Source organism: Pseudomonas kuykendallii, from assembly GCF_900106975.1.
In the GTDB taxonomy this organism is placed as follows: Bacteria; Pseudomonadota; Gammaproteobacteria; order Pseudomonadales; family Pseudomonadaceae; genus Pseudomonas_O; species Pseudomonas_O kuykendallii.
In genome coordinates, this window is sequence record NZ_FNNU01000003.1 from 395,692 (window position 1) to 421,211 (window position 25,520).

A 25,520-nucleotide genomic window follows, 5' to 3' on the forward strand; every position below is an offset into this window, starting at 1 on the left:
GGGCCCGCGCGGCAGCGGGAGCGACAGGGTGGCGGCACCGATGGTTCTCCTGCCGTCTCGCCGGGTTTCACCCGACCTGGCGGGTGGCGATTCGTTTCAGGCCACCCAACCGTGCCTTTGGCATATCGCGTGGGCTGAAGCCCACCCTACGGGGTTCTGAGCCGGGGCAGGACCGTAGGATGGGCTTCAGCCCATCGACCCGGCGGCCCACCGGGTCGATCCGTCACCCTGCGACGTCAGCGCTTCTTGCCGCCCAGCAGCGAACCCAGCAGCCCGCGCACCAGTTGCCGGCCGAGCTGGTTGGCAGCCTGGCGCACGGCGCTCTTCAGGGCGCTGCTGGCGATGTCGCCGAGCATGTCACCGGCCTTGCCGCCGAAGCTGGCATTAGCCGGTTTCTCCGCGGCGACCTCGGGCTTCTGCGCGGCGCGGGCGCTGAGGATTTCGTAGGCGGATTCGCGATCGATCGGCTTGTCGTAGCGCCCCAGCAACGGCGAGCTGCGCAGCAGCGCGGCGCGCTCGGCGTCGCTCAGCGGGCCGATCCGCGACTGCGGCGGCGCGATGGCGACGCGCTGGACCATCGCCGGCGTGCCCTTCTCCTCGAGCACGCCGACCAGCGCCTCGCCGATGCCCAGCTGGGTCAGCGTGTCTAGGGTGTCGAACGCCGGGTTCGGGCGGAAACCGTCGGCCACGGCGCGCAGGGATTTCTGCTCCTTGGCGGTGAAGGCGCGCAGCCCGTGCTGGATGCGCAGGCCGAGCTGGGCGAGCACGCCGTCGGGCAGGTCGGACGGCGACTGGGTGACGAAGTACACCCCGACGCCCTTCGAGCGAATCAGCCGCACCACCTGTTCCAGGCGCTCCTGCAGCGCCTTCGGGGTGTCGGCGAAGAGCAGGTGCGCCTCGTCGAAGAACAGCGCGAGGATCGGTTTGTCGGCATCGCCGCGCTCGGGCAACTGCTCGAACAGCTCGGCGAGCAGCCAGAGCAGGAAGGTCGCGTAGACCTTCGGCGACTCGTGCACCAGGCGGCTGGCGTCCATCAGGTGGATGCGCCCGCGACCGTCGGCACCCGGCTGCAGCAGGTCGCCCAGCTGCAACGCCGGCTCGCCGAACAGCGAGTCGCCGCCCTGCTGTTCCAGGCTCGCCAGGCGCCGTTGCAGCGCCTGGGCGGAGGCGCCGGCGAACAGCGCACGGTCCTCGCCGAGCAGCTCGGGGTTCTCGCGCAGGTGATTGAGCAGCGCTTTCAGGTCCTTCAGGTCGAGCAGCAGCAGGCCTTCGCGGTCGGCGACCTTGAACGCCGCGTAGAGCGCGGCCTGCTGGCTGTCGGTGAGTTCCAGCAGGTTACCGATCAGCAGGGGGCCCATCTCGCTGAGCGTGGTGCGCAGCGGGTGGCCGCTGGCGCCGTGCACGTCCCAGAGCACCAGCGGATAAGCCTGCGGGCGGTGATTCAGCCAGGGCATGGCGGCGATGCGCTCGGCCACCTTGCCCTGCGGATCGCCAGCGGCGCCGAGGCCGCAGAGATCGCCTTTCACATCGGTGGCGAACACCGCCACGCCGGCATCGCTGAACAGCTCGGCGAGGTGCTGCAGGGTCACGGTCTTGCCGGTCCCGGTGGCGCCGGCGACCAGGCCGTGACGGTTGGTCAGGCGCAGCGACTGGGCCAGGGGCTGGCCATCGGTATCGGCGCCGATCACGAACGGGCTGGTCTGGGACATGGGGCTTCCTCTGCGGGTCGGGAGTAAGCCGCCCGCATCGGGCGGCCCGTTTGAGACTAGCTGGCGCGGATCAATCGTCGCTGATGACGATGTTGGGCATCGCCGTCTGCCCGGTCAGCGCGATGCGCGCGCCGACGCAGCGGGCGACGTGCTGGTAGAGCATGGCGATCTGGCTTTCCGGGTCGGCCACGGTGGTCGGCTTGCCGCCATCGGATTGCAGGCGGATCGCCATGGACAGCGGCATCGAGGCGAGCAGTTCGACGTCGTACTGCGCGGCGAGTTTCTCGCCGCCACCTTCGCCGAACAGGTGCTCGGCATGCCCGCAGTTGGAGCAGATGTGCACGGCCATGTTCTCCACCACACCGAGCACCGGGATGTTGACCTTGCGGAACATCTCCACGCCCTTGCGCGCATCCAGCAGGGCCAGGTCCTGCGGCGTGGTGACGATCACCGCGCCGGCCACCGGCACCTTCTGCGCCAGGGTCAGGTGGATGTCGCCGGTACCCGGCGGCATGTCGATCACCAGGTAGTCGAGGTTGTCCCAGGCGCTCTGGGTGATCAGCTGGATCAGCGCGCCGGACACCATCGGCCCGCGCCACACCACCGGCGTGTCGTCGTCGGTGAGGAAGGCCATCGACATCACCTGCACGCCGTGCGCCTCGATGGGCACGAAGAACTTCTGCTCGCGGATCTTCGGCCGCGTGCCTTCGGCGATGCCGAACATAATGCCCTGGCTGGGGCCGTAGATATCCGCGTCGAGAATGCCCACCCGCGCACCTTCGCGGGCCAGCGCCAGCGCCAGGTTGGCGGCGGTGGTCGACTTGCCGACGCCGCCCTTGCCGGAGGCCACGGCGATGATGTTCTTCACGTTGGCCAGCGCCGGAACCTGCTCCTGCGCCTTGTGCGATTCGATCACGCAATCCACCTGGACCTGCGCGCTGTCCACGCCCTCGAGGTTCTCCAGGGCCATCTGCAGGGTCTGCGCCCAGCCGCTCCTGAACAGGCCGGCGGCGTAGCCCAGTTGCAGGCGCACGCGGACCTTGCCGCCCTGGATGTCGACCTCGCGCAGGCAGCCGGCGCTGACCGGGTCCTGGTCGAGATGGGGATCGGTGAACTGGCGCAGCGTGGATTCCACCTGGGCGCGGGTAACGGTCATGACGAACTCCGGGAAAAGGCTGAGCGAAACAGGCGGCTATCGTAGCAGCCCGAAGCGACCGCGGGCGCCGGGGATGCAGTCCGGCCCGTGCGGATGAAAAAAAACCGCCGCGCCTATATAGTTGCCGACTTCCCTCGATTACCCCGTGCAGCCGATCAACATGTCCGAAGCCCGCCAGATCCTCGTCACCAGCGCCCTGCCCTACGCCAACGGCTCGATCCATCTTGGCCACATGGTGGAGTACATCCAGACCGACATCTGGGTGCGCTTCCAGAAGATGAGCGGCAACCAGTGCATCTACGTCTGTGCCTCGGATGCCCACGGCTCGGCGATCATGCTGCGTGCGGACAAGGAGGGCATCAGCCCCGAGCAACTGATCGAGAACGTGCGCCGGGAACACAGCACCGACTTCGCCGACTTCGGCGTGGCCTTCGACAACTTCCACTCGACCCATTCGGAAGAGAACCGCGTGCTCTCCGAGTCGATCTACCTGAAGCTGCGCGACGCCGGGCACATCGCCACGCGCTCGGTGACCCAGTATTTCGACCCGGAAAAAGGCATGTTCCTGGCCGACCGCTTCATCAAGGGCACCTGCCCGAAATGCGCCAGCCCCGACCAGTACGGCGACAACTGCGAAAAATGCGGCGCCACCTACGCGCCCACCGAACTCAAGGACCCGCGCTCGGCGATTTCCGGCGCGGTGCCGGTGCTCAGGGACTCCAAGCACTTCTTCTTCAAGCTGCCGGACTTCGACGCGATGCTCAAGGGCTGGACCCGCAGCGGCGCGCTGCAGGAGTCGGTGGCCAACAAGATCGCCGAATGGCTGGACGCCGGCCTGCAGGAATGGGACATCTCGCGCGACGCGCCCTACTTCGGCTTCGAGATTCCCGACGAGCCGGGCAAGTTCTTCTACGTCTGGCTGGATGCGCCGATCGGCTACATGGCCAGCTTCAAGAACCTCTGCGAGCGCACCCCGGGGCTGGACTTCGACGCCTTCTGGAACAAGGATTCGAGCGCCGAGGTGTACCACTTCATCGGCAAGGACATCGTCAACTTCCACGCGCTGTTCTGGCCGGCGATGCTCGAAGGCGCCGGCTACCGCAAGCCGACCGCGCTCAACGTGCACGGCTTCCTCACCGTCGACGGGCAGAAGATGTCGAAGTCGCGCGGCACCTTCATCAAGGCGCGCACCTACCTCGACCACCTGAACCCGGAATACCTGCGCTACTACTTCGCCAGCAAACTCAGCCGCGGCGTGGACGACCTCGACCTGAACCTCGAGGACTTCGTGCAGAAGGTCAACTCGGACCTAGTCGGCAAGGTGGTCAACATCGCCAGCCGCTGCGCCGGCTTCATCCACAAGGGCAACGCCGGCCTGCTGGTGCACAGCGATGCCGCGCCGGAACTGACCGAGGCCTTCCGCGCCGCCGCGCCGAGCATCGCCGAAGCCTATGAAACCCGCGATTTCGCCCGCGCCATGCGCGAAATCATGGCGCTGGCCGACCGCGCCAACGCCTGGATCGCCGACAAGGCGCCCTGGGCGCTGGCCAAGCAGGACGGCAAGCAGGCCGAGGTGCAGGAAATCTGCGCGTTGGGCGTCAACCTGTTCCGCCAGTTGGTGATCTTCCTCAAGCCGGTGTTGCCGTCCTTGGCCGCTGCCGCCGAGCAGTTCCTCAACGTCGCGCCGCTGCGCTGGGACGACCACCGCAACCTCCTGGCCAACCACCAGTTGAACGCCTTCACCCCGCTGCTGACGCGCATCGAGCCGGCGAAGATCGAAGCCATGATCGCCTCCTCGAAGGAAGACCTGGCCACCGCCGAAGCGCCTGCCGCGACGACGGGCAACGGTGAACTGGTAAAAGACCCGCTGGCCGCCGAGATCGCCTTCGACGCCTTCGCCGCCGTCGACCTGCGCATCGCGCTGATCGAGAAATGCGAGTTCGTCGAAGGCGCCGACAAGCTGCTGCGCCTGACCCTGGACATCGGCGACGCCAAGCGCAACGTGTTCTCCGGGATCAAGAGCGCCTACCCGGACCCGAGCAAGCTGGAAGGTCGGCTCACCCTGTACGTCGCCAACCTGGCCGCGCGCAAGATGAAGTTCGGCGTCTCCGAAGGCATGGTCCTGGCGGCCGGCCCCGGCGGCGAGGAAATCTACCTGCTCAGCCCGGACAGCGGCGCCAAGCCCGGGCAACGGGTGAAGTGACGCGCGAAGCCGCCTGAGTCCGGTCGACGCTTCGGGGGGGATGACGATGCCTTCATCGACACCGCCTGGTGGATCGGTGAAGCGTGATCCACCCTACGATTCCCGGTACTTCCGTAGGGTGGGTTAGGCGCGCAAATACGCGCAGCCGAGAATTCACGATCTCGGTGGGGCGCGCCGTAACCCACCGCTCCACCGCCCGAAAAAACCGATGCCTATGCTCGCGCTCCTCCCCACCCTGCTCTGCACCGCCCTGGTCGACCTGCTGCTGCGCCGCGAACGGGCGCCGGCGCTCGGCCCGGCGACGGCGTTGCTGGTGGTCCTCGCCACGCCACTCGGCTGGGCGCTGGCGCATCTGCCGGGAAGCCTGCAGCACCTGCGCCTGATGGCGTTGCTGGCCTCGCTGCTGCCACTCGCCCTGCTCGCGCTGAAGCTCATCGCCAGGCGCTACCCAACGGCGCCGGGCCTCCTGCCCGTGCTGCTGGCCAATGGCGCGGCCATCGCCAGCGTGCTGATGTTCGACTCGGCGCAGCGCGAATGGCTGCCGAGCCTGGGCCTCGGCGTGCTCGCCGGCCTGGGCTTCTGGCTGATCCTGCGCCTGCTCGGCGACCTGCTGGCGCGGGCGGAAAACGCCGCTGTACCGGCGCCGCTGCGGGGCGCGCCGCTGGCGCTGATCGGCGCCGGGTTGATGGGCCTGGTGCTGCTCGGAGTGGTCGGGCGATGAGCAACGCGCTGCGCATAAAGGCGATCGACGCCCTGCTGCCACAGACCCAGTGCGGCAAGTGCGGCCATCCCGGCTGCAAGCCCTACGCCGAAGGCATCGCCGCCGGCGAGGCGATCAACAAATGCCCGCCGGGCGGCCAGGCCACCGTCGAGGCGCTGGCCGAGCTGCTGCAGCGCCCGACCCTGCCGCTGGCGGAAAGCCCGGTGCCGGCGCAGATCGCCTTCATCCGCGAAGCCGAATGCATCGGCTGCACCAAGTGCATCCAGGCCTGCCCGGTGGACGCCATCAGCGGCGCGGCCAAGCTGATGCACACGGTCATCGCCGCCGAATGCAGCGGCTGCGACCTCTGCGTCGCGCCCTGCCCGGTGGACTGCATCGACATCCTGCCGCTGGCCGATACCGCCGCGCAGGCCCAGCGCGCCCGCGCCGACCAGTTCCGCCGACGCTTCGAGGCACGCAACGCACGCTTGGCCCGCGACGACGCCCGCCGCCAGGCCGAGCGCCAGGCGCGGGCACGGCCGTCCGCCGCCGCTTCCGACCACGCGCCGGTGCAATCGGCCATCGAACGGGTTCGCGCGCAACAGGCAGCGGCAGCGCCGGCGAACGACTATCAGAAGCGCCTGAAGATCGAGGCAAGCATGGCCCGCGTCGCCCTGAGCAAGGCCGAGAAGCAGCTCGCCGCGCGCGGCACGCCGGAATTGCAGGCACAGGTCGCCGAATTGCGCTCGGCGGCTGAAGCGGCCCAGGCCGCGCTGGTGGCTGCCGAAGCGCCGCCCGGCGCCTCGGCGGCCGGCGTCGGCGACGACCGCGAAGCCCTGCTGAAGAAGGCCAAGATCGCCGCCGCGATGAGCCGCGCCCAGCTGAGCAAGGCGCAGAAGGCCTTCGGCGAGGCGCCGACCGCCGGGCAACAGGCGCAACTGGCCGAGCTGCAGGCTGCCGCCTGCCAGGCGCAGGCGCATCTGGACGCCTGCCAGGGGACGATCGAGGCGCCCCTCACGCCCGGCGAACAGGCGCTCAAGCAGGCGAAAATCGCCTACCGCAGCGCCCGCGACGCCGTGCGTGAGGCCGATGACAAGGGCGCAGCGGAGTCCCTTCGCCAGGCGTTGCTGGCCTCCCTGAGCGCCGCCGAGCAGGCACTCCACGCCGCCGAAGCCGCCTGCGGAAAGCCGGCGCCGGAACTGCTGCGCACGGAGAAACGCCCGATCGATCCGGCGTTGCGCGCGTTGAAGACCGAGCTGGCCTATGCCCGCGCCGAGGTCAGCAAACTGCAGCGTCGCGTGCCACTGGACGAGGCGGCGCTGGAGCGGGCGCGGACGCGCCTGGCGGAGGCCCAGCGCCAGGTCGATGCGCATGCCCGTGACTGATCCGCTCGGCGCGACGCTGCGGGGGCCGGCCGCCTTCGGCGTGGCGCGCAGCATGCGCCTGGTGTTGCTGGCCTGCCTGCCCGGCGCGCTGACGCTGCTCTGGCTCTTCGGCTGGGGAGTGTTGCTGCAGCTGTCGATCGCCACAGCCAGCGCGCTGGCCTGCGAAGCGCTGGTCCGCCGCCTGCGCCACCAGCCTCCGCCGCGCGCCGAGGAGGCGCTGTTCGGCATCGCCCCGCTGGCCGAAGGCGGCGCGCTGGTCACGGCGGTGCTGCTCGGCCTCGCGCTGCCGGCGTCGGCGCCCTGGTGGCTGACGGCAAGCGCCAGCGCCTTCGCCATCCTCTTAGGCAAATCGCTGTGGGGTGGCTTCGGCCACAACCCGCTGAACCCGGCGATGCTCGGCTACGCCTTCGCCCTCGTGGCCTTCCCGGCACCGATGAGCCAGTGGCCGCAGCCGGGCGACTGGAACGGGCTGTCGCTGCTGCAGGTGTTCGGCGCCACGCCGGCGGACGGCTGGAGCGGCGCCACCCTGCTCGACACCCTCAAGCACAACGACCGCCTGACCCAGGCCGAGCTTTTCGCCACGCATCCCGCATTCGGCGGCATTGGCGGACGAGGCGCGGAAGTGCCGAACCTGGCGTTCCTGCTCGGCGGGCTGCTGCTCGTGCAGCGCCGGGTGATCGCCTGGCGGGTGCCGGCCGGTGTGCTCGGCGCGCTGTTCGTCAGTGCCCTGCTGTGCTGGAACGGTACCGGCTCGGATTCCAACGGCTCGCCGCTGCTGCACCTGTTCAGCGGGGCGAGCATGCTCGGCGCCTTCTTCATCGCCACCGAGCCGGTCTCGGGTGCGCGCAGCCCGCGCGGCCAATGGGCGTTCGGCATCGGCGTCGGCCTGCTGACCTACGCCCTGCGCACCTGGGGCAACTCCCCGGACGGCATGGCCTTCGCCGTACTGGCGATGAACCTGGCGGTGCCGATGCTGGATCGCCTACCCGGCCGGAGCACGCCGCCATGAGCGCCCGTCGCTGGTTGCCGGCGCTGGCCGTCGCGCTGCTTGGCGTGACGCTCACCAGCGTGCTGCACGGCACGCTGGCGGCCCGCACAGAGGCCGAACGGCAGGCGTCCGAAGAGCGCCAGCTGCTCGACCTGCTGCCTGCGCGCAGCCATGACAACGCGCCACTGCGGCAGCCGCTGACCCTGCCCGGCCAGGCCGCGCCCGCCTACCGCGCGACCCTCGTCGGGCGCGTGACCGCCGTGCTGCTCACGCTCGACACCCAGGGCTACGAAGGCCCCATCCGCCTGCTGGTGGCGATCGACCCGCACGGTCGGCTGATCGGCAGCAAGGTGCTGGCGCAGCGGGAAACCCCCGGTCTTGGCGACGCGGTGGCGCGGCCGGAGTGGCTGGCGCAGTTCGCGGGGAAAACGCTGGCGCAGCGCTGGCAGTGGCGGCGCGACGGCGGCGACTTCGACCAGATGAGCGGCGCCACCCTCAGCTCGCGCGCGGTATTGCTCGGCGTGCAGCAGGCGCTGCAAGTGTTCGCCGCGAACCGCGAGCGTCTGCTGGAGAAGGCGCCATGAGGCGGGTGCTGTTCGCCTTGCTGCCGCTGGTGGGTGCAGCGGATTCGCTGGCGAAAGGCGCTGGCATCGCCGCGCAGGGCCTGCTGGCGATCGGCGCATTCGTCCTGCTGCTGCCGCTGCTGCGCCGCCACGCGCAGGGCTCCGCCTACTGGCTGGCCGCGCTGCTGATGGCGGCCGGCCTGTGCAGCATCGCGGAACTGCTTGGCGGGGCGTTCTTCCATGACCTGCAGAACGCCCTGCAACCCTGGACCGCGCTGCTCGCCGTGCCCTGCCTGCTGCTCGCCGCGCAGACCGAGGACGCCGCCGGCGACGGCCTGCTCGGGGTCCTCGCCTTCACCGCCACGGCGCTGGCGCTCGGAGGGCTGCGCGAGATCCTCGGCTCCGGCACTTTGCTGGCGGACGCCGACTGGCTGTTCGGCCCGCTCGCGGCCGAGTGGGTGCTGCACGTCACGTCCAGGCCGGCGACGCTCTTTGCGCTGGCGCCCGGTGGCCTTATCCTGCTCGGCCTCCTGCTGGCGCTGCGCCGCCGGCTTCGTCCGCCATACCGCGAAAGAACATGAACGCCGCCAAACGCCTGGAAATCTTCCGTCGCCTGCACGAGGACAACCCCAACCCCGTCACCGAGCTGGCCTACAGCTCGCCGTTCGAGCTGCTCATCGCGGTGATCCTTTCCGCGCAGGCCACCGACGTCGGGGTGAACAAGGCCACCGCCAGGCTCTTTCCGGTGGCCAATACGCCGCAAGCGATCTACGCGCTGGGCGTCGCCGGGCTGTCCGAGTACATCAAGACCATCGGCCTGTACAACGCCAAGGCGAAGAACGTCATCGAGACCTGCCGCCTGCTGATAGAGAAACACGGCGGCCAGGTGCCGGAGAACCGCGAGGACCTGGAAGCGTTGCCCGGCGTCGGCCGCAAGACCGCCAACGTGGTGCTCAACACCGCGTTTCGCCAGCCGACCATGGCGGTGGACACGCACATCTTCCGTGTCGCCAACCGCACCCACATCGCGCCGGGCAAGAACGTCCTGGAGGTGGAACGCAAGCTGGTCAAGTTCGTGCCCCGGGACTACCTGCTGGACGCCCACCACTGGCTGATCCTGCACGGCCGCTACGTGTGCAAGGCGCGCAAACCGCGGTGCGGCAGTTGCCGGATCGAAGACCTCTGCGAGTACAAGCACAAGACCTCGGACGATTGAGGCGTTTAGGCAAAACCTCGCATGTCGATTGAAAAAATCTTTTTTACCCGCCCAGTCTTTGCCGCTATAAGGTGCGCCAATAGCACCCTCAGCCTGGAGCGACAGGTATGACCGACAAAGCCGAAATCGAACTCGAAGATGATCTCGCGGTGGAAGACGCCGACGGCGACGACGATACCGCGACCCCGGTGGAGGTCGCCAAGACCAACCTGACCAAGCGCCGCATCATCGACAACTACCTGGAAGAGCGTCGCCTGCAGCGGCAGCTGTCGGACTACGATTTCGACCTGTAAACCGCGCCTGGCAACGAAGCCGCCCGCTGGCCACAGCGCGCGGTTTTTTTTCGCCCGCGAAAAATCCGGCTTTTGTTTTGAGCATAAAAAAACCGGCCAGGGGAATGGCCGGTCAAGTTGCCCGGGAGCCAACCAGGGCAAGGAGCGGGGGAGCGACAGCGATCAGGCGACCAGGGCCAACTTCGCCTTGGCCTGGGTCACGGCTTTTTCCAGCGATTCGGCGCCCAGGTTGAGACCTTCAGCGTGGATGAACTCGACGTCATGGATGCCGATGAAACCCAGCACCTGGCGCAGGTAGGGTTCCTGGTGATCCAGGGTGCCGCCGGCGTAGATGCCGCCCCGGGCGGTCAGGACGAAGGCGCGCTTGCCGGTGAGCAGGCCTTGCGGGCCGGTTTCGGTGTACTTGAAGGTGACGCCGGCACGCAGCACGTGGTCCAGCCAGGACTTCAGGGTGCTCGGGATGGCGAAGTTGTACATCGGCGCGGCGAGCACCAGCACGTCGGCGGCGAGCAGTTCCTCGGTGAGCAGGTTGGAGCGCGCGAGGGCGTTCTTCTCCTGGTCGCTGTGCTGGTCGGCCGGTTTCATCCAGCCACCCAGCAGGTTGGCGTCCAGGTGCGGCACCTGCTCGACGGCAAGGTCGCGAACGCTGATTTCGTCGGACGGATGCGCCGCTTTCCACTGGGCGATGAACGCCTGGGTGAGCTGACGGGAAACCGAGCCTTCCTGGCGGGCGCTGCTTTCGATGACCAGTACACGTGACATGAGCTTTTCTCCATCGGGAATGTGTGTTCGATGGAGCGAGATTAAGTATCTATATCTTGATTAAAAAGCGAAAAAAATCACTTCAAATTATCTACTAAATCGATTTAACTTGAGTCATCACCGTTGGCAACGACGGCGCGTCGCCGTCAGAGGCCGCAGGTCATCTGGATGCGCAGGCGGATGATGCTGCGGGCGAACTTCGCCGTGAGGTTCACCGTCTTGCCCGGTTCGATGCTGGCCTTGCGGGTGCGGGGAGCTTCGGGGCCATTGCGGAACACCAGCGTGCAGGTGGCCTCGGTGGCGCCCCTGTTGGTCAGGCTGATGGCGCCCATGTTGTAGTCGATGTCCTGAGTGCTGTAGGTGATTTCCGCGCCGTTGAGCTGCTTTTCGACTTCGATCGGATAGGCAGCCAGGCAGGAAAGCGGCATCAGCGCCGCCAGCGCGAAGAGCATTGTTTTCATTGTTGGTCTCCATCGGGGGCCGCCAGCTTAGGGTAAGAGGAGCCGAGGATGAAAGCGCCCCGCGTCACACTGGATCAATGGCGAACCCTGCAGGCGGTGGTCGACCACGGCGGCTTCGCCCAGGCGGCCGAGATCCTGCACCGCTCGCAGTCGTCGGTGAGCTACACCGTCGCCCGCATGCAGGAGCAACTGGGCGTGCCGCTGTTGCGCATCGACGGCCGCCGCGCGGTACTCACCGAGGCCGGGGGCGTGCTCCTGCGCCGCTCGCGGCAACTGGTCAAACAGGCCAGCCAGCTCGAAGACCTGGCTCATCACATGGAACAGGGCTGGGAAGCCGAAGTCCGCCTGGTGGTGGATGCCGCCTACCCCACGGCGCGCCTGGTGCGTGCGCTCACGGCGTTCATGCCGCAGAGCCGCGGCTGCCGCGTGCGGCTGCGCGAGGAGGTGCTCTCGGGGGTCGAGGAAGTGCTGCTCGAAGGCGTCGCCGACCTGGCCATCAGCGGGCTGATCATTCCCGGTTTCCTCGGCGCCGAGCTGAGCACGGTGGAATTCGTCGCCGTCGCCAGCCCGGACCACGCGCTGCACAAGCTGCATCGGCAGGTGAACTTCCAGGACCTGGAAGCGCAGATGCAGGTGGTCACCCGCGACTCCGGCCGACAACAGCCACGCGACGTCGGCTGGCTCGGCGCCGAGCAGCGCTGGACCGTCGGCAGCCTGGCCACCGCCGCCACCTTCGTCAGCAACGGCCTGGGCTTCGCCTGGCTGCCGCGCCACATGATCGAGCGCGAACTGCGCGAGGGCCAGCTCAAGGCGCTGCCGCTGGACCAGGGCGGCAGCCGCAGCCCGCTGTTCTATCTCTACTCGAACAAGGACAAACCGCTGGGCCCGGCGACGCAGATCCTCATCGAGCTGATCAAGACCTTCGACGCCGCGCCGCTGGATGCCGCCTTCGCCGCGCCGCAATCGACCAACTGAACGCGCGGCGTGGAACGACCCTGGAGGACGCCGGTCCGAAGGTTCGAGCACGTCAGCGGGGCCCTCGACGTTGTACGATGCGTGCCAGCGGCCCGACGCCTACCGGCGCAACCGCCACGCCCCGCCCAACAAGGACCTCGCAAATGCTGAAAAAACTCGCCCTGGCCGCCTGTGCCCTGCTCTTCGCCCACAGCCTCCTGGCCGCGGAAAATCCGCGCGTGCAGTTGCTCACCAGCGCTGGTGAAATCGTCATCGAGCTGCAGCCGGACGATGCGCCAATCAGCGTGAAGAACTTCCTCGACTACGTCGACAGCGGCTTCTACACCGATACCATCTTCCACCGCGTGATCCCCGGTTTCATGATCCAGGGCGGCGGCTTCGACGCGAAGATGAACGAAAAGCCCACCCGCGACCCGATCAAGAACGAGGCCGACAACGGCCTGCGCAATGTCCGTGGCACCCTGGCCATGGCGCGTACCCAGGCGGTCGATTCCGCCACCAGCCAGTTCTTCATCAACCAGAAGGACAATGCGATGCTCGACCATGGCGCGCGCGATTTCGGCTATGCAGTGTTCGGTCGCGTGGTGCGCGGCATGGAAGTCGTCGACGCGATCGTCCAGGCACCGACCACCAGCCGCGGCATGTTCGACGACGTGCCTGCCAAGCCGATCGTCATCCTCTCCGCCAAGCGCCTGTGACGCGGCCACGGCCTACCCGCGCCCGCGGGTAAGGCTGCGGCCGGACGCGTCCGGTCGTGCTTCAGGGTCGTGGTGCGCGCGCCACGGCCCGCCAGATAAGGACGCCCCATGCTGTTCCGCCGCTTTGAAAACCTGATCGACGCCTTCCAGGACGCTCCGAAAAACCCACCGCCCGACGGCATCCTGCGCTTCTACTTCTATTACATTCGCCAGGTCTGGCCGGTCTTCGCCGTGTTGATCGTGGTCGGCCTGGTCGTCGCCCTGATCGACGTCGCGCTGTTCAGCTTCCTCGGCCGCCTGGTTGATCTGGCGCAGGCGACGCCCAGCTCCGACTTCTTCCGCCAGCACGGTCCCGAGCTGCTGTGGATGGCCGTGGTGGCGGTGATCCTGCGGCCGCTGTTCAACGCCCTGCACGACCTGCTGGTGCACCAGACGCTGGCGCCGAGCATGACCAACATGATCCGCTGGCAGAACCACCGTCACGTGCTGCGCCAGAGCCTGAACTTCTTCCAGAGCGATTTCTCCGGGCGCATCGCCCAGCGCATCATGCAGACCGGCCCGGCCCTGCGCGACTCGGCGGTGCAGGTGGTGGACGCGCTCTGGCATGTGGTGATCTACGCCGGCAGCGCGCTGTTCCTGTTCGCCGAGGCGGACTGGCGGCTGGTCATCCCGCTGGCCCTGTGGATCGTCTGCTACATCGCGGCGCTGCGTTACTTCGTACCGCGCATCAAGCGCAGCGCCACCGCGGCCTCGGCGGCACGCTCGAAGCTGATGGGCCGGGTGGTCGACGGCTACACCAACATCGCCACCCTCAAGTTGTTCGCCCACACCCAGGACGAGGAGCGCTACGCGCGCACCGCGATGGGCGAGGTGATCGAGCGTTTCCGCCAGCAGTCGCGCAGGGTCAGCGCCATGGACATCTGCATCATCAGCATGAACGGCGTGCTGATCGTCGGCACCACCGGACTCGCCCTGTGGCTGTGGAGCAACGGCCAGATCAGCGTCGGTGCCATCGCCCTGGCCACGGCGCTGGTCATCCGCATCAACAACATGGCCGGCTGGATCATGTGGGTGGTCAACGGCATCTTCGAGAACATCGGCATCGTCCAGGACGGCATGCACACCGTGGTGCAGCCGATCGCCGTGGTCGACCGCGACGATGCGCGCGCGCTGACCGTGGAACACGGCCAGGTGCGCTTCGAGGACATCCACTTCCACTACGGAAAGCGCAGCGGAATCATCGCCGGGCTCGACCTGGAAGTCCGCGCCGGCGAGAAGATCGGCCTGGTCGGGCCGTCTGGCGCGGGCAAGTCGACCTTGGTCAACCTGCTCCTGCGCCTGTACGACCTGCAGAGCGGGCGCATCCTCATCGACGGACAGGACATCGCCACGCTGAGCCAGGAAAGCCTGCGCGCCAACATCGGCGTGGTCACCCAGGACACCTCGCTGCTGCACCGTTCGATCCGCGACAACCTGCTCTACGGCCGCCCCGGCGCCAGCGACGAGGAACTCTGGGAAGCGATTCGCAAGGCCCGCGCCGACGAGTTCATCCCCCAGCTTTCGGATGCCGAGGGTCGCACCGGGCTCGACGCCCACGTCGGCGAGCGTGGCGTGAAGCTCTCCGGCGGCCAGCGCCAGCGCATCGCCATTGCCCGCGTGCTGCTCAAGGACGCGCCGATCCTGATCATGGACGAGGCCACTTCGGCGCTGGACTCGGAGGTCGAGGCGGCGATCCAGGAAAGCCTGGAAACCCTGATGAAGGGCAAGACGGTGATCGCCATCGCCCACCGCCTGTCCACCATCGCCCGCCTGGATCGGCTGGTGGTGCTGGACAAGGGCAGGATCGTCGAGACCGGCAACCACGCCGAGCTGGTCGCCGCGGGAGGCCTCTATGCGCGCCTGTGGGCGCACCAGACGGGTGGCTTCGTCGGGATCGACTGAGGAATCGCCCCCCAACATCCCAGCACCGTAACCAACGGCGCATTCCCAAGGTGCGCGCGGCGCACCCTACGCCTGGAGGCCTCGACGTAGGGTGCGCCATGCGCACCGCAACCACGGCGCATTCCCACGGTGCGCGCGGCGCACCCTACGACTGAAGGCTTCGACGTAGGGTGCGCCATGCGCACCGCGACCACAGCGCATTCCCACGGTGCGCGCGGCGCACCCTACGGTTGGCGGTAAGGCAGCGCCGCACGCGCATCCTCGGCGTAGGCCAGCACGCCGGCGTGTTCCTGCTGCAGAAACTCCGCCACCGCGGCGCGCAGGCCGGGATGCGCGAGGTAGTGCCAGGAATGGGTGATCACCGGATCGAAGCCGCGCACCAGCTTGTGCTCGCCCTGCGCGCCGGCATCGAAGCGTTTCAGCCCGGCGGCAATGGCCTGCTCGATGCCCTGATAGAAGCAGGTCTCGAAGTGCAGGCGGTCGAACTCCGCCAGGCAACCCCAGTAGCGCCCGTAGAGCGAATCGCCGTCCAGCAGCGAGAACGCCATCGCCACCGGCCGCCCGGCCTGGCGCGCCAGCACCACGCGGATCGCCTGCGGCATGCGCTCGGCCAGCAGGCTGAAGAAGGCGCGGGTGAGGTACGGCCTCTGCCCGCGCACGTGGTAGGTGTTGGCGTAGCAGGCGTAGACGAAATCCCATTCCGCCTCGCTCAGCTGGTGGCCTTCACGCCAGTCGAAGTCGATGCCCTGCCCCGCCACCTGCTCGCGCTCCTTGCGCATCTGCTTGCGCTTGCGCGAGGCCAGCGCGTCGAGGAAGTCCTGGAAATCCCGATAGCTACGGTTGTGCCAGTGGAACTGGCAGCCGATGCGCTCCAGCCAGTCGGCTTCGGCGCCGATCAGGGCGTCGAGGCCCGGCTGCGTGAAGTTGACGTGCGCGCTGGAAAGCCCCTCGACCTCCAGATAGCCGGGAATCGCCCGCAGCAACTCGAGGCCGGCCACCGGCTCCGCCATCAATAGGCGAGGGCCGCAGACCGGGCTGAACGGCACGGCGCAGAGCAGCTTGGGGTAGTAGGCGATCCCCGCCCGATGGCAGGCGTCGGCCCAGCCGTGATCGAACACGTACTCGCCATAGGAATGATGCTTGCGATAGGCCGGCATCGCCGCCAGCAGCCTTCCGCCGTCGATATACACGAGGTGCTCGGCGGCCCAGCCGGAGCCTTCCCCCAGACTGCCACTGAGCTCCAGCGCGGAAAGAAACGCGTGGCGCAGGAACGGCTGCGGCTCCGGCAACAGGGCATCCCATTGCTCGGCCGGCAATTCGGCAAGGCTCGAAACGACATGCAACGCCATGCAGGCCCCCAGGAAGACACGAAGTGAACGCCAGTATCGCGTAGGCGGCAGGTCAGGTGGCCAAAAGCTTCGTCAACGGCCTCGCACAGGTGTGACGAACTGCCCCGGGGAAAGAAATTTCACGAATTTTTCACCTCTCCCGAAATTCGCCAAAGCCTCTGAATACAAGGGCTGCCACCTCCTTCTCGATCGTGAAGGCTCTGTTTCGCGGGTTGCAGAGCGGTGCTGTCACACGCGAGCCATCAGTTGGACATCAATGTGTCATGAGCCCTCGGAATACTTGCGCAGGTTTTCGGAGACCCCGCGCTGACTGCCAGGCGCCCTCCGCAAGCGCGTCATCTTGGGATTGGCCAATTGCCGACCTTAATTTCGATAGGGAGAAGTTCATGCGTTTAGTTTCCACACTCACCGGGGCCGGCCTGTGCACCAGCATCCTGATGGCCGTCAGTAACCCGGCCAGTGCCGCGGTCGACGCCAAACTGCTGGAAATGCTGCGTGCCAACGGCGCGATCACCGCCGAGCAGTACACCGACCTGTCGGTCGAACTGGCTGCCGACAAGGAAGCTCAGCAGGCCGCGGCCGAAACCCAGGCCAAGAAGCAGAGCGCATACGATCAGAAACTGGCGTGGGCGGCGCGGACCACCATCAAGGGCGATATCCGCCTGCGTCACGAAACCGTGGACGCCGAGGGCGCCACCAACATCGCCGGCGACCAAGACCGTCAACGCGTTCGCGCCCGTCTCGGCGTGTACAGCGAAATCAACCCGCAGGTCGACGCCGGCATCCGCCTGGCCACCGGCAGCGGCACCAGCGGCGACGGCCGTTCCACCAACCAGAGCCTGGCCGGGATGAGCCAGAAATCGTTCTGGCTGGACCAGGCCTACCTCGACTACCACCCCACCGACATCAAGGACCTGCACCTGGTCGGCGGCAAGATGCCGCAACAGTGGGTCAGCATGGGCGACGTGATCTGGGACGGCGACCTCAACCCCGAAGGCCTCGCCGTCACCTACAAGATGCCGCTGGCCGGCAAGACCGAGCTGTTCGGCAGCACCGGCTACTACATCCTGCAGGACAACGTCGACGGCGAGGGCTATCAGTTCGAGCACGACCTGCGCATGTACACCGGCCAGGCTGGCATCCGCTTCGCGCCGGCCGACAACCTGAAAGTGACCCTGGGCGGCAGCCTCTACGCCTTCGACAACGACGACGACACCAACACCCTGGCGATCAACGGCAACGCCGCCGGCAGCAACGAGTTCCAGCTCTACGAAGGGTTCGGTCAGGTCGACCTGACCGGCCTGGCGCTGCCGCTGTCGTTCTACGGCCAGTACGTCAAGAACGCCGATGCCGAGACCACCGCCACCGTGGGCAAGGAAGACACCGCCTACCTGTTCGGTGTGAAAACCAAGATCTTCGCCTTCGGCCTGGACTACAACTACCGCGACGTGGAACGCAACTCGGTGGTCGGCGCCTTCACCGATTCCGACTTCGGCAACGGCAACACCGGCGGCAAGGGCCACAAGGTCAAGGTCAGCTACGACATCGACAAGAACTTCGCCGTGGCGGCCAGCTACCTGAAAGCCAAGGACGCCTGGCTGGGCGCCGCGGCTGGCGAGGGCGATGTCGACACCATGCAACTCGACCTCGAAGCCAAGTTCTGACCGCGACACGCAATGCAAAGCGGGGAATGCCGAACACCGGCATTCCCCGCTTTTTTGTGCCTGCGAAAAGCTTAGCGACGGCGCAGGATCACGCTGCCGATCGAGTAGCCGGCGCCGAACGAACTGAGCACGCCGAGGCTGCCCTTGGGCATGTCGTCCTGGTACTTGTGGAAGGCGATCACCGAACCGGCCGAGCTGGTATTGGCGTAGGTGTCGAGGATCACCGGCGCCTCGTGCGGCTCCGCATCGCGGCCAAGCAGGCGGCGGATGATCAGCAGGTTCATGTTCAGGTTCGCCTGGTGCAGCCAGTAGCGCTGCACGTCGCCGACCGGCAGGTCGTTCTCGGCCAGGTGCGCGCCGATCAGCTCGGCCACCATCGGGCAGACTTCCTTGAACACCTTGCGGCCCTCCTGGACGAACAGCTTGTCCGGGTTGCTCGCCGACTCTTCCCCGGCCGCGCGGTTGAGGAAGCCGAAGTTGTTGCGGATGTTGTTGGAGAAGTGGGTCAGCAGCTTGCTGCTGATCACGTCCCACTGGTGCTCCGAAGTCGCCAGGTCGGCGCGCTCGAGAATCACCGCGGTGGCGGCATCGCCGAAGATGAAGTGGCTGTCGCGGTCGCGGAAGTTGAGATGGCCGGTGCAGATTTCCGGATCGACCAGCAGGATCGCCTTGGCCTGGCCGACCTGGATGGCGTTGCAGGCGGCCTGGATGCCGAAGGTCGCCGAGGAACAGGCGACGTTCATGTCGTAGCCCCAGCCCTGAATGCCCAGCGCGGCCTGCACCTCGATGGCCACCGCCGGGTAGGCGCGCTGCAGGTTGGAACAGGCGACGATCACCCCGTCGATGTCGGCGGCGGTCTTGCCGGCGCGCTGCAGGGCTTCCTTCGCGGCGGCCACGGACATTTCGCAGAGAATGCCCCACTCCTCGTTGGAGCGCTCGGGAATGCTCGGCACCATGCGCTGCGGGTCGAGGATGCCGGCCTTGTCGATGACGAAGCGGCTCTTGATCCCCGAGGCTTTCTCGATGAAGGCGACGCTGGATTCGCCGAGCGCCTCGACCTCGCCACGCGCGATGGCGTCGGCGTTGTCGGCGTTGAACTGCGCCACGTAGGCATTGAAGGACGCCACCAGCTCTTCGTTGGAAATGCTCTGGGCAGGGGTATACAGGCCGGTACCGCTGATCACGACGTTATGCACGGTCGTTCCTCTTTTAATTCTGGGGTGTTCCAAAGGGCTGTTGCCGTTTCATCGCAGCCACGCGGTTCGGCATGAAACGGCAACGGACCCTGGCTTTAGACTAGCCGCCATTGTGCCCGAAAACCGCGAAAATTCCCTCTCGGGCGCGGCAGGCGCGGTTTCGACGATGACCCGACGCCTCTACCGGAACCATAGCCTTTTGCAATGAGCGCCCTGGCGGTGCCGATGTCAGGCTGTGCGACACAGCACCAGCGCACGCGCGCGCTGTCGATAACAGTGGGCGCCGATCGCGCCGCCCCACCGATACCAACAACGGAGACCCGCATGTCGAACCCGAACGCGCGCCCTGCCGCCGCACCGATGACACCCGAGGAAGAACAGGAATTCGCCAACCAGGTCTTCGATGTCGCCCGCAACGGCGATGCCACGATGCTCGCCCGGCTGCTGGACAGCGGGTTGCCGGCCAACCTGCGCAATCACAAGGGCGATACCTTGCTGATGCTCGCCAGCTACCATGGCCATCAGGACGCCGCGCGCGTGCTGCTGCAACACGGCGCCGACGCCAATCTCGCCAACGACCGCGGGCAGACGCCGCTGGCCGGCACCGGTTTCAAGGGCGACCTGGCGATGGCGACGCTGCTGCTGGAGCACGGCGCCGATGTGGAAGGTGCCTCGCCGGACGGCAAGACCGCGCTGATGATGGCGGCGATGTTCAACCGCACCGATATCGTCGAGTTGCTGCTGAGCCAGGGAGCCGACCCGGCGGCGCGCGACGCCAACGGCGTCACTGCGATGGCCGCGGCGCAGGCGATGGGCGCGCAGGACACGCCCGCGCTGCTCGAACGTGCCCTGCTCGGGCGAGACCGTCCAACCGACTAGCCCGCCGCCGCCACCACGCGATTGCGCCCAAGCTCCTTGGCGCGGTACAGCGCCTCGTCCGCCCTCTTCAGCCAGGCCTGGGCATCCTCCAGCCCGGTATGGAAACCGGCGATGCCGATGCTCAGGCTGACGCTCAGCCCTTCCGCCTGGCTGAACGCCAGGCTGGTGATTTCTTCGCGCAGGCGTTCGAGCACCGCGAGGGCCTCGCCCGATTCGGTATCCGGCAGCAGCACGCAGAATTCGTCGCCGCCGTAGCGCCCGGCGATATCCGTCAGCCTGAGGTTGCGCTGGATGCAGCGGCCGACCTCGCGCAGCACCTCGTCGCCAGCGATATGGCCGTAGCGGTCGTTGCTCGACTTGAAGTGATCGACATCGATCAGCGCCAGGCTCGCGGCCTGACCACGCGCGCGGCAGTCATCGAACACCAGGCTCGCCTGCTCGCTCCAGTAACGTCGATTGAACAGCCCGGTAAGGCTGTCGGTGCGGCTCAGCTCGCTCAGCGTGCGCTTGTGCTGGCCGAGCTGGATCGCCAGCCGATAGAGCACCAGGCCGATGGTCAGCGGATGAATGACCAGCATCGGCAGGCAGGCGTAGAGAATCTGCTGGCTGATCTGCGGGGTGAAGCTGAAACCCAGCAGCAGCACCGAGACGACCATCCCCAGCGCCTGCATCGCCATGCCCCGCAGCACGAAGCGCACGCCGCCCGCGGCGGTGTTGTTCATCGCCAGCATCGACAGCATCATCACCGTCGGCAGCACGTTGAAGCCGATGCTGGCGATCCAGAAGCCGCCCATCAGAGAGTCGAACAGCACCTGGCGCCGCTCGATCACGTAGGGCGAGCGCGAGCGCAACGCCATCCAGTAGGCCAGCAGCGGCCAGCCGTAGGAAAACGCCACCAGCAGCGCCCATAGCCAGATCGGCGACTGGCGTTCCCAAAGCACCACCGCCACGCACAGGAAACCCGTGCCCAGCCCGATGGCGCGCGGCAGAAACGCGCGACGGACGAAGGAAAGGCCGGCTTTATCGGAAGTGATGGGATCGTGCACGTCGAGGTCTTGCGAAAGGACTGCCGCCACTATATCCGATAGGACCAGGCCCTTGTGTGAAAGGCCGGGGTGCCATCCCGGCGCCAGCCACGTAGTCTGCATCTGCAGAATCGGGACCACCCGACCCTGCGCGTTGCGCTTCCCAACGAAACGTGCCGGCCGCTCGCCGCCCGGCCCCCGTGATTTCCGGAGCCCGCATGACCCTGTCGCTGCTCAGCCGTTACGCCGTGTTCGCCTTCTGTGTGCTGTTCACCGTCATCAGCGCCTTCTTCCTGGGCCACGAGTGGCTCTGGCCATTCACCCTGATCAGCGCCGCGCTCGCCCTGGTCGGCCTCCTCGACCTGGCACAGCCGCACCGCGCAGTGCGCCGCAACTATCCGGTGATCGGCAACATCCGCTACCTGTTCGAGGCGATTCGCCCGGAAATCCGCCAGTACCTGCTCGAAGGCGACGGCGAGCAGTTGCCGTTCTCCCGGGCCCAGCGTTCGCTGGTCTATGCGCGGGCGAAGAACGAGGCCGGCGACAAGCCGTTCGGCACGCTGCTCGACGTCTACCAGGACGGCTTCGAGTTCATCGGCCACTCGATGCGCCCGGCGCCGCTGGGCAATCCGGACGATTTTCGCGTGCTGATCGGCGGTCCGCAGTGCCGCCAGCCCTACTCTGCCTCGCTGTTCAACATCTCCGCGATGAGCTTCGGCTCGCTCAGCGCCAACGCCATCCGCGCGCTGAACAAGGGCGCCAAGCTGGGTAACTTCGCCCATGACACCGGCGAGGGCAGCATCAGCCCGTACCACCGCGAACACGGCGGTGACCTGACCTGGGAACTGGGCAGCGGCTACTTTGGCTGCCGCACCAGCGACGGCCATTTCGACCCGGAACGCTTCGCCGAACAGGCCGCCAGTCCGCAGGTGCGGATGATCGAAATCAAGCTGTCGCAGGGCGCCAAGCCCGGCCACGGCGGCATCCTGCCCAAGCACAAGGTGACCCTAGAAATCTCCGAGACCCGCGGCGTACCGATGGGCGAGGACTGCGTGTCGCCGTCGCGCCACAGCGCCTTCGACACGCCGACCGGCCTGTTGCACTTCGTCGCCCGGCTGCGCGAGCTGTCCGGCGGCAAACCGGTCGGCTTCAAGCTCTGCCTGGGCCACCCGTGGGAATTCATGGGCATCGCCAAGGCCATGCTGGAGACCGGCATCCTGCCCGACTTCATCGTCGTCGACGGCAAGGAAGGCGGCACCGGCGCCGCGCCGCTGGAGTTCACCGACCATATCGGCGTGCCGATGCGCGAGGGCCTGCTGTTCGTCCACAACACCCTGGTCGGAATCAACCTGCGCGACAAGATCAGGCTCGGCGCCAGCGGCAAGATCGTCAGTGCGTTCGACATCGCCAGCGTGCTGGCCATCGGCGCGGACTGGGCCAACTCGGCGCGTGGCTTCATGTTCGCCATCGGCTGCATCCAGTCGCAGAGCTGCCACACCAACAAATGCCCCACCGGCGTCGCCACCCAGGACCCGCTGCGCCAGCGCGCGCTGGTGGTCGAGGACAAGGCCTCGCGGGTCTACAACTTCCACCGCAACACGCTGCGCGCGCTGGCCGAAATGCTCGCCGCCGCAGGCCTGGAGCATCCCGCGCAACTGGACGCCCGGCACCTGGTGCGGCGTGTGTCCGCCACCGAGATCAAGCTGTTCTCGCAGCAGCACGTGTTCCTCAAGCCCGGCGAGTTGCTCGACGGGCCGATCGAGAGCGAGTTCTACCAGCGCATGTGGACGATGGCGCGCAGCGACAGCTTCGACGCGCGCGCCTGAGGCGCTGGAGCCGCGCCGTCACTCGCTGCGAATCTGCGCGTGGGCGATCAGGGCGAAGATGAAGCTGCCGCCGACGATGTTGCCGGCCAGGGTCGGCAGGGCGAAGTGGAAGATGAACTCGGACCCGCCGATCTCGCCGTTGAACATCAGGTAGCCGACCTCCGCCGAGCCGACCACGATGTGGCTGAAACTGCCCAGCGCCATGGCATAGGTGACGATGCCGATGACCCAGATCTTCGCCCCTTCCGCCGCCGGAATCAGCCAGACCATGGTGGCGATCATCCAGCCGGAAACGATGGCCTTGGCGAACATCGGGTAGGTGTCGTTTTCCATCACCTCCCTGCCGATTTCGAGAAACGCCTTGTCCGCCGCCCCGTTGAAGATCGGCAGATGGAGGATCGAGAAGGCGAACAGCAGGGTGCCGCAGAGGTTGCCGAAAAGCACCACCGACCACAGCCGTAGCAACTGCATGAAATGCGTGCGGGTCGGATCGCTCATCACCGGCAGCACGGCGGTCAGGGTGTTCTCGGTGAACAGCTGCTGGCGCGCGAGTATCACCGCGAGAAAGCCCACCGGGTAGCCGAGGCTGGTGATCAGCGTCGCCAATGGATGCTCGCCGACGTTGGCCCGCAGCAGGCCCATCACCATCAGCGAAAGGCCTATGGTCAGGCCCGCCGCCAGCGCCGACCACCAGAGCGCCGCCAGGCTGCGGCCAAGTTCGTGATCGCCCTGCGTACGAATCACCTCGTGCAGCACCTGCGCGCGCGGCAGCTGGTTCTTCTCGACCTCGCGCTCTTCCTCGGCGGAAAGCTCCTTGCCCGCCTCGCCCCGCTCCTCGACCACATGGCCGGACTTGTCACGGCGCGTCGTCGTCCCGTCGCGCGGCGGGGTATCGTCATCGTCCTTCATGTTTTCTTCCTGGGGCCGGAGTCCAGCTATAGGCAACCGCCGCCTTCGCGCGGTTCCTCGCCAGGGCGCTCGCCGCGCAGAAAAAAAGGCCGGCGCGGCAGGGCCATGCAAGCGTCGCCAAGGCTCTCGGCCGGGCCATCGGGGGCGGCGATAGCCAGCATATGACCAAGACTGCGGCCGCGCTTTCTCGCTAAGCTGAGTGCCTTTCATGCCAGGCCCAGACGGAACCATGCGCTCAATCGTTCTCGCCCTGCTGGTCATCTGCAGTCCGCTTGCCGCCGAGGAGCGCGCGCTGCGCTTTTCGATCACCGAAAGCTCGACGATGCCTATGGTTCGCATCGAGGACGGACAGACCACCGGAGGCATTCTCTACGACCTGCAGATGCGCCTCGCCGAGAAGGTCGGGCGCCGCGCGCAGGTCATGGTGCTGCCGCGGCTGCGCGTACAGCAGATGCTGGTGCGCGGTGAAATCGACGCGCGCTGCGACGTCAATCCGGCCTGGCTGAAGGAGTCCACCCACCAGTACATCTGGAGCGTGCCCTTCATGGTTCACCACGACGTGCTGGTGGGCACCGCGGCGGACCTGCCTCGCCAGCCGCCGCCGGGCGAAACGATCGGCACCGTGCTCGGCTTCGTCTATCCGTCGCTGGAGCCGGCCTTCGCCAGCGGTGCGCTGCTACGCGACGATGCGCGCACCCAGGACCTGGTGCTGGCGAAACTGGCCGCCGCGCGCGACCGCTACGCCATCAGCAACGAGCTGACCCTCGACTGGTTCAACCGCACGCGCGCCGGCGGCCAGCCCCTGCGCAAACTGGGCGTGCTCAGCTCGGACATCGTCGCCTGCATCGTCCGCGACGAGCCGGACGTACCCACCCACGCCCTGTTGCGGGCGCTGGTACGGATGAGCGTGGACGGCGAGTTCGAAGCCATCCTCGCGCGCTATCGCTGACGCCGCGCCTTGCAGGCCGGGCGATCCAGACAAGCCTGAACCCACTCGTCCATCAGCCGGGCACTCATCGCAGCACCCTTGACGCAGATCAGTACGCATCCATCGATCGCGCTGATGACCAATAGCAGGACCATCGATTTCTCAATCTCCGGGCCGAATGTTTTTATTCAACCGTGAGCAGTACAGGACGCCTGCCGCAGCGACCCGTCGTGAAACCTGACGACTCATACGCTGCCAGTGCTCCCGCCCACTACTGTCGAGCTAATTCGAGGATCGAACCATGAAAATCGCCAGCGTCATCTCCACCGTAATCTCCAGCTTCGCCCCCTTCGCTTTCGCCACCGACGCGCAGCCCGGCTCAGACATTCCGCCGGTGGACTACCAGTACGGCATGCAACTGGACGTCAAACAGGTCCTGCATCGCACCGACAACACCGGCAAGACCGGCGTGGTCCCGACGATCATGGTCTATCAGGACAGCAAGGGCGAAGTGCACAAGATCCGCTTCCTCGAATGGGGTGGCAAAACCAGCGAACAGAGCTGAGCGCGAAACCTGAAAAAGCCGGCCCGAGCCTCTCGCGGCCGGCTTTTTCATGCCTGCCCGCCAGCACTTGTAAATGCCCTGCGGCCTGGATTAACGTCGCCGCCGGCAGTGACGCGCCCGCAGGCAGGA

At 67.1% G+C, this 25,520-nt stretch carries 24 protein-coding genes; 16 read left to right on the forward strand and 8 right to left on the reverse strand.

What is annotated here, in order from left to right:
• Positions 1-236 precede the first annotated feature (236 nt).
• Both BLV15_RS11860 and apbC read right to left on the reverse strand, forming a co-directional pair.
• Entirely contained in the window at positions 237-1,709 is a 1,473-nt protein-coding gene (locus tag BLV15_RS11860) for a helicase HerA-like domain-containing protein (protein ID WP_090228316.1), read from the reverse strand.
• A 70-nt stretch (positions 1,710-1,779) separates the two neighbouring features.
• On the reverse strand, positions 1,780-2,865 hold the full coding sequence (apbC, locus tag BLV15_RS11865) for an iron-sulfur cluster carrier protein ApbC (protein ID WP_090228319.1): 1,086 nt from the start codon (positions 2,863-2,865) through the stop codon (positions 1,780-1,782).
• A 160-nt stretch (positions 2,866-3,025) separates the two neighbouring features.
• Between apbC and metG the strand changes: the two genes are divergently transcribed.
• From metG to BLV15_RS11905, 8 genes are all read left to right on the forward strand, one after another.
• Positions 3,026-5,068, forward strand: coding sequence for a methionine--tRNA ligase (metG, locus tag BLV15_RS11870; protein WP_090229077.1), 2,043 nt, complete (start codon positions 3,026-3,028; stop codon positions 5,066-5,068).
• 208 nt (positions 5,069-5,276) lie between these two features.
• Complete coding sequence (locus BLV15_RS11875) at positions 5,277-5,789, forward strand: Rnf-Nqr domain containing protein (RefSeq protein ID WP_090228322.1); 513 nt, start codon at positions 5,277-5,279, stop codon at positions 5,787-5,789.
• Complete coding sequence (locus tag BLV15_RS11880) at positions 5,786-7,153, forward strand: RnfABCDGE type electron transport complex subunit B (protein ID WP_090228324.1); 1,368 nt, start codon at positions 5,786-5,788, stop codon at positions 7,151-7,153. Before BLV15_RS11875 ends, BLV15_RS11880 begins: the two co-directional genes overlap by 4 nt.
• Positions 7,140-8,162 (forward strand): RnfABCDGE type electron transport complex subunit D, encoded by a 1,023-nt coding sequence (locus BLV15_RS11885; RefSeq protein ID WP_090229079.1) that lies wholly within the window; start codon positions 7,140-7,142, stop codon positions 8,160-8,162. The genes BLV15_RS11880 and BLV15_RS11885 overlap by 14 nt, the downstream gene beginning before the upstream one ends.
• Positions 8,159-8,725, forward strand: a complete 567-nt coding sequence (locus BLV15_RS11890; RefSeq protein WP_090228327.1) for an RnfABCDGE type electron transport complex subunit G — start codon at positions 8,159-8,161, stop codon at positions 8,723-8,725. Before BLV15_RS11885 ends, BLV15_RS11890 begins: the two co-directional genes overlap by 4 nt.
• A complete protein-coding gene (locus tag BLV15_RS11895) occupies positions 8,722-9,285 on the forward strand; it encodes an Rnf-Nqr domain containing protein (RefSeq protein ID WP_090228329.1) in 564 nt (187 codons plus the stop codon). The genes BLV15_RS11890 and BLV15_RS11895 overlap by 4 nt, the downstream gene beginning before the upstream one ends.
• Positions 9,282-9,920, forward strand: a complete 639-nt coding sequence (gene nth, locus BLV15_RS11900) for an endonuclease III (RefSeq protein WP_090228332.1) — start codon at positions 9,282-9,284, stop codon at positions 9,918-9,920. The genes BLV15_RS11895 and nth overlap by 4 nt, the downstream gene beginning before the upstream one ends.
• Positions 9,921-10,027: 107 nt before the next feature.
• Positions 10,028-10,213, forward strand: coding sequence for a PA3496 family putative envelope integrity protein (locus BLV15_RS11905; RefSeq protein WP_090228334.1), 186 nt, complete (start codon positions 10,028-10,030; stop codon positions 10,211-10,213).
• A 162-nt stretch (positions 10,214-10,375) separates the two neighbouring features.
• On the opposite strand, the gene BLV15_RS11910 is transcribed toward BLV15_RS11905, so the two are convergent.
• Positions 10,376-10,975: an FMN-dependent NADH-azoreductase gene (locus BLV15_RS11910; RefSeq protein ID WP_090228337.1), complete on the reverse strand. Its 600-nt coding sequence runs from the start codon at positions 10,973-10,975 to the stop codon at positions 10,376-10,378.
• Between the two features lie 146 nt (positions 10,976-11,121).
• On the reverse strand, positions 11,122-11,436 hold the full coding sequence (locus BLV15_RS11915; protein WP_090228340.1) for a 3-phosphoglycerate kinase: 315 nt from the start codon (positions 11,434-11,436) through the stop codon (positions 11,122-11,124).
• A 48-nt stretch (positions 11,437-11,484) separates the two neighbouring features.
• Here BLV15_RS11915 and BLV15_RS11920 point away from each other — a divergent pair, with 48 nt between their 5' ends.
• From BLV15_RS11920 to BLV15_RS11930, 3 genes are all read left to right on the forward strand, one after another.
• On the forward strand, positions 11,485-12,411 hold the full coding sequence (locus BLV15_RS11920) for a PA3225 family LysR-type transcriptional regulator (protein WP_090228342.1): 927 nt from the start codon (positions 11,485-11,487) through the stop codon (positions 12,409-12,411).
• A gap of 143 nt (positions 12,412-12,554) precedes the next feature.
• Positions 12,555-13,109 carry a peptidylprolyl isomerase gene (locus BLV15_RS11925; RefSeq protein ID WP_090228345.1) on the forward strand — a complete coding sequence of 185 codons (555 nt, stop codon included), beginning with the start codon at positions 12,555-12,557 and terminating at the stop codon, positions 13,107-13,109.
• A 108-nt stretch (positions 13,110-13,217) separates the two neighbouring features.
• Entirely contained in the window at positions 13,218-15,050 is a 1,833-nt protein-coding gene (locus BLV15_RS11930) for an ABC transporter ATP-binding protein (protein ID WP_090228347.1), read from the forward strand.
• A 224-nt stretch (positions 15,051-15,274) separates the two neighbouring features.
• Here the strand turns inward: BLV15_RS11930 and BLV15_RS11935 are convergent, their stop codons facing one another.
• Positions 15,275-16,399, reverse strand: a complete 1,125-nt coding sequence (locus BLV15_RS11935; RefSeq protein ID WP_090228350.1) for a GNAT family N-acetyltransferase — start codon at positions 16,397-16,399, stop codon at positions 15,275-15,277.
• A 386-nt stretch (positions 16,400-16,785) separates the two neighbouring features.
• Between BLV15_RS11935 and BLV15_RS11940 the strand changes: the two genes are divergently transcribed.
• Positions 16,786-18,063 (forward strand): putative porin, encoded by a 1,278-nt coding sequence (locus tag BLV15_RS11940; RefSeq protein ID WP_090228352.1) that lies wholly within the window; start codon positions 16,786-16,788, stop codon positions 18,061-18,063.
• 71 nt (positions 18,064-18,134) lie between these two features.
• On the opposite strand, the gene BLV15_RS11945 is transcribed toward BLV15_RS11940, so the two are convergent.
• Entirely contained in the window at positions 18,135-19,259 is a 1,125-nt protein-coding gene (locus tag BLV15_RS11945; protein WP_090228355.1) for a beta-ketoacyl-ACP synthase III, read from the reverse strand.
• A 324-nt stretch (positions 19,260-19,583) separates the two neighbouring features.
• Here BLV15_RS11945 and BLV15_RS11950 point away from each other — a divergent pair, with 324 nt between their 5' ends.
• On the forward strand, positions 19,584-20,138 hold the full coding sequence (locus BLV15_RS11950; RefSeq protein ID WP_245728176.1) for an ankyrin repeat domain-containing protein: 555 nt from the start codon (positions 19,584-19,586) through the stop codon (positions 20,136-20,138).
• On the opposite strand, the gene BLV15_RS11955 is transcribed toward BLV15_RS11950, so the two are convergent.
• Positions 20,135-21,184: a diguanylate cyclase gene (locus BLV15_RS11955; protein ID WP_245728177.1), complete on the reverse strand. Its 1,050-nt coding sequence runs from the start codon at positions 21,182-21,184 to the stop codon at positions 20,135-20,137. The two genes, BLV15_RS11950 and BLV15_RS11955, sit on opposite strands and share 4 nt — an antisense overlap.
• Before the next feature lie 197 nt (positions 21,185-21,381).
• On the opposite strand from BLV15_RS11955, the gene BLV15_RS11960 reads away from it, so the two are divergent.
• Complete coding sequence (locus tag BLV15_RS11960; protein WP_090228360.1) at positions 21,382-22,989, forward strand: FMN-binding glutamate synthase family protein; 1,608 nt, start codon at positions 21,382-21,384, stop codon at positions 22,987-22,989.
• An 18-nt stretch (positions 22,990-23,007) separates the two neighbouring features.
• On the opposite strand, the gene BLV15_RS11965 is transcribed toward BLV15_RS11960, so the two are convergent.
• The gene (locus tag BLV15_RS11965) at positions 23,008-23,898 is read right to left on the reverse strand and encodes a formate/nitrite transporter family protein (RefSeq protein ID WP_090228362.1); all 891 of its coding nucleotides are present in this window, start codon (positions 23,896-23,898) and stop codon (positions 23,008-23,010) included.
• Positions 23,899-24,127: 229 nt separating this feature from the next.
• Here BLV15_RS11965 and BLV15_RS11970 point away from each other — a divergent pair, with 229 nt between their 5' ends.
• Together BLV15_RS11970 and BLV15_RS11975 are read left to right on the forward strand one after the other, a co-directional pair.
• A complete protein-coding gene (locus BLV15_RS11970) occupies positions 24,128-24,847 on the forward strand; it encodes a type 2 periplasmic-binding domain-containing protein (protein WP_090228365.1) in 720 nt (239 codons plus the stop codon).
• A 280-nt stretch (positions 24,848-25,127) separates the two neighbouring features.
• Positions 25,128-25,391: a DUF2790 domain-containing protein gene (locus tag BLV15_RS11975; protein ID WP_090228368.1), complete on the forward strand. Its 264-nt coding sequence runs from the start codon at positions 25,128-25,130 to the stop codon at positions 25,389-25,391.
• The last annotated feature ends 129 nt before the right edge of the window (positions 25,392-25,520 follow it).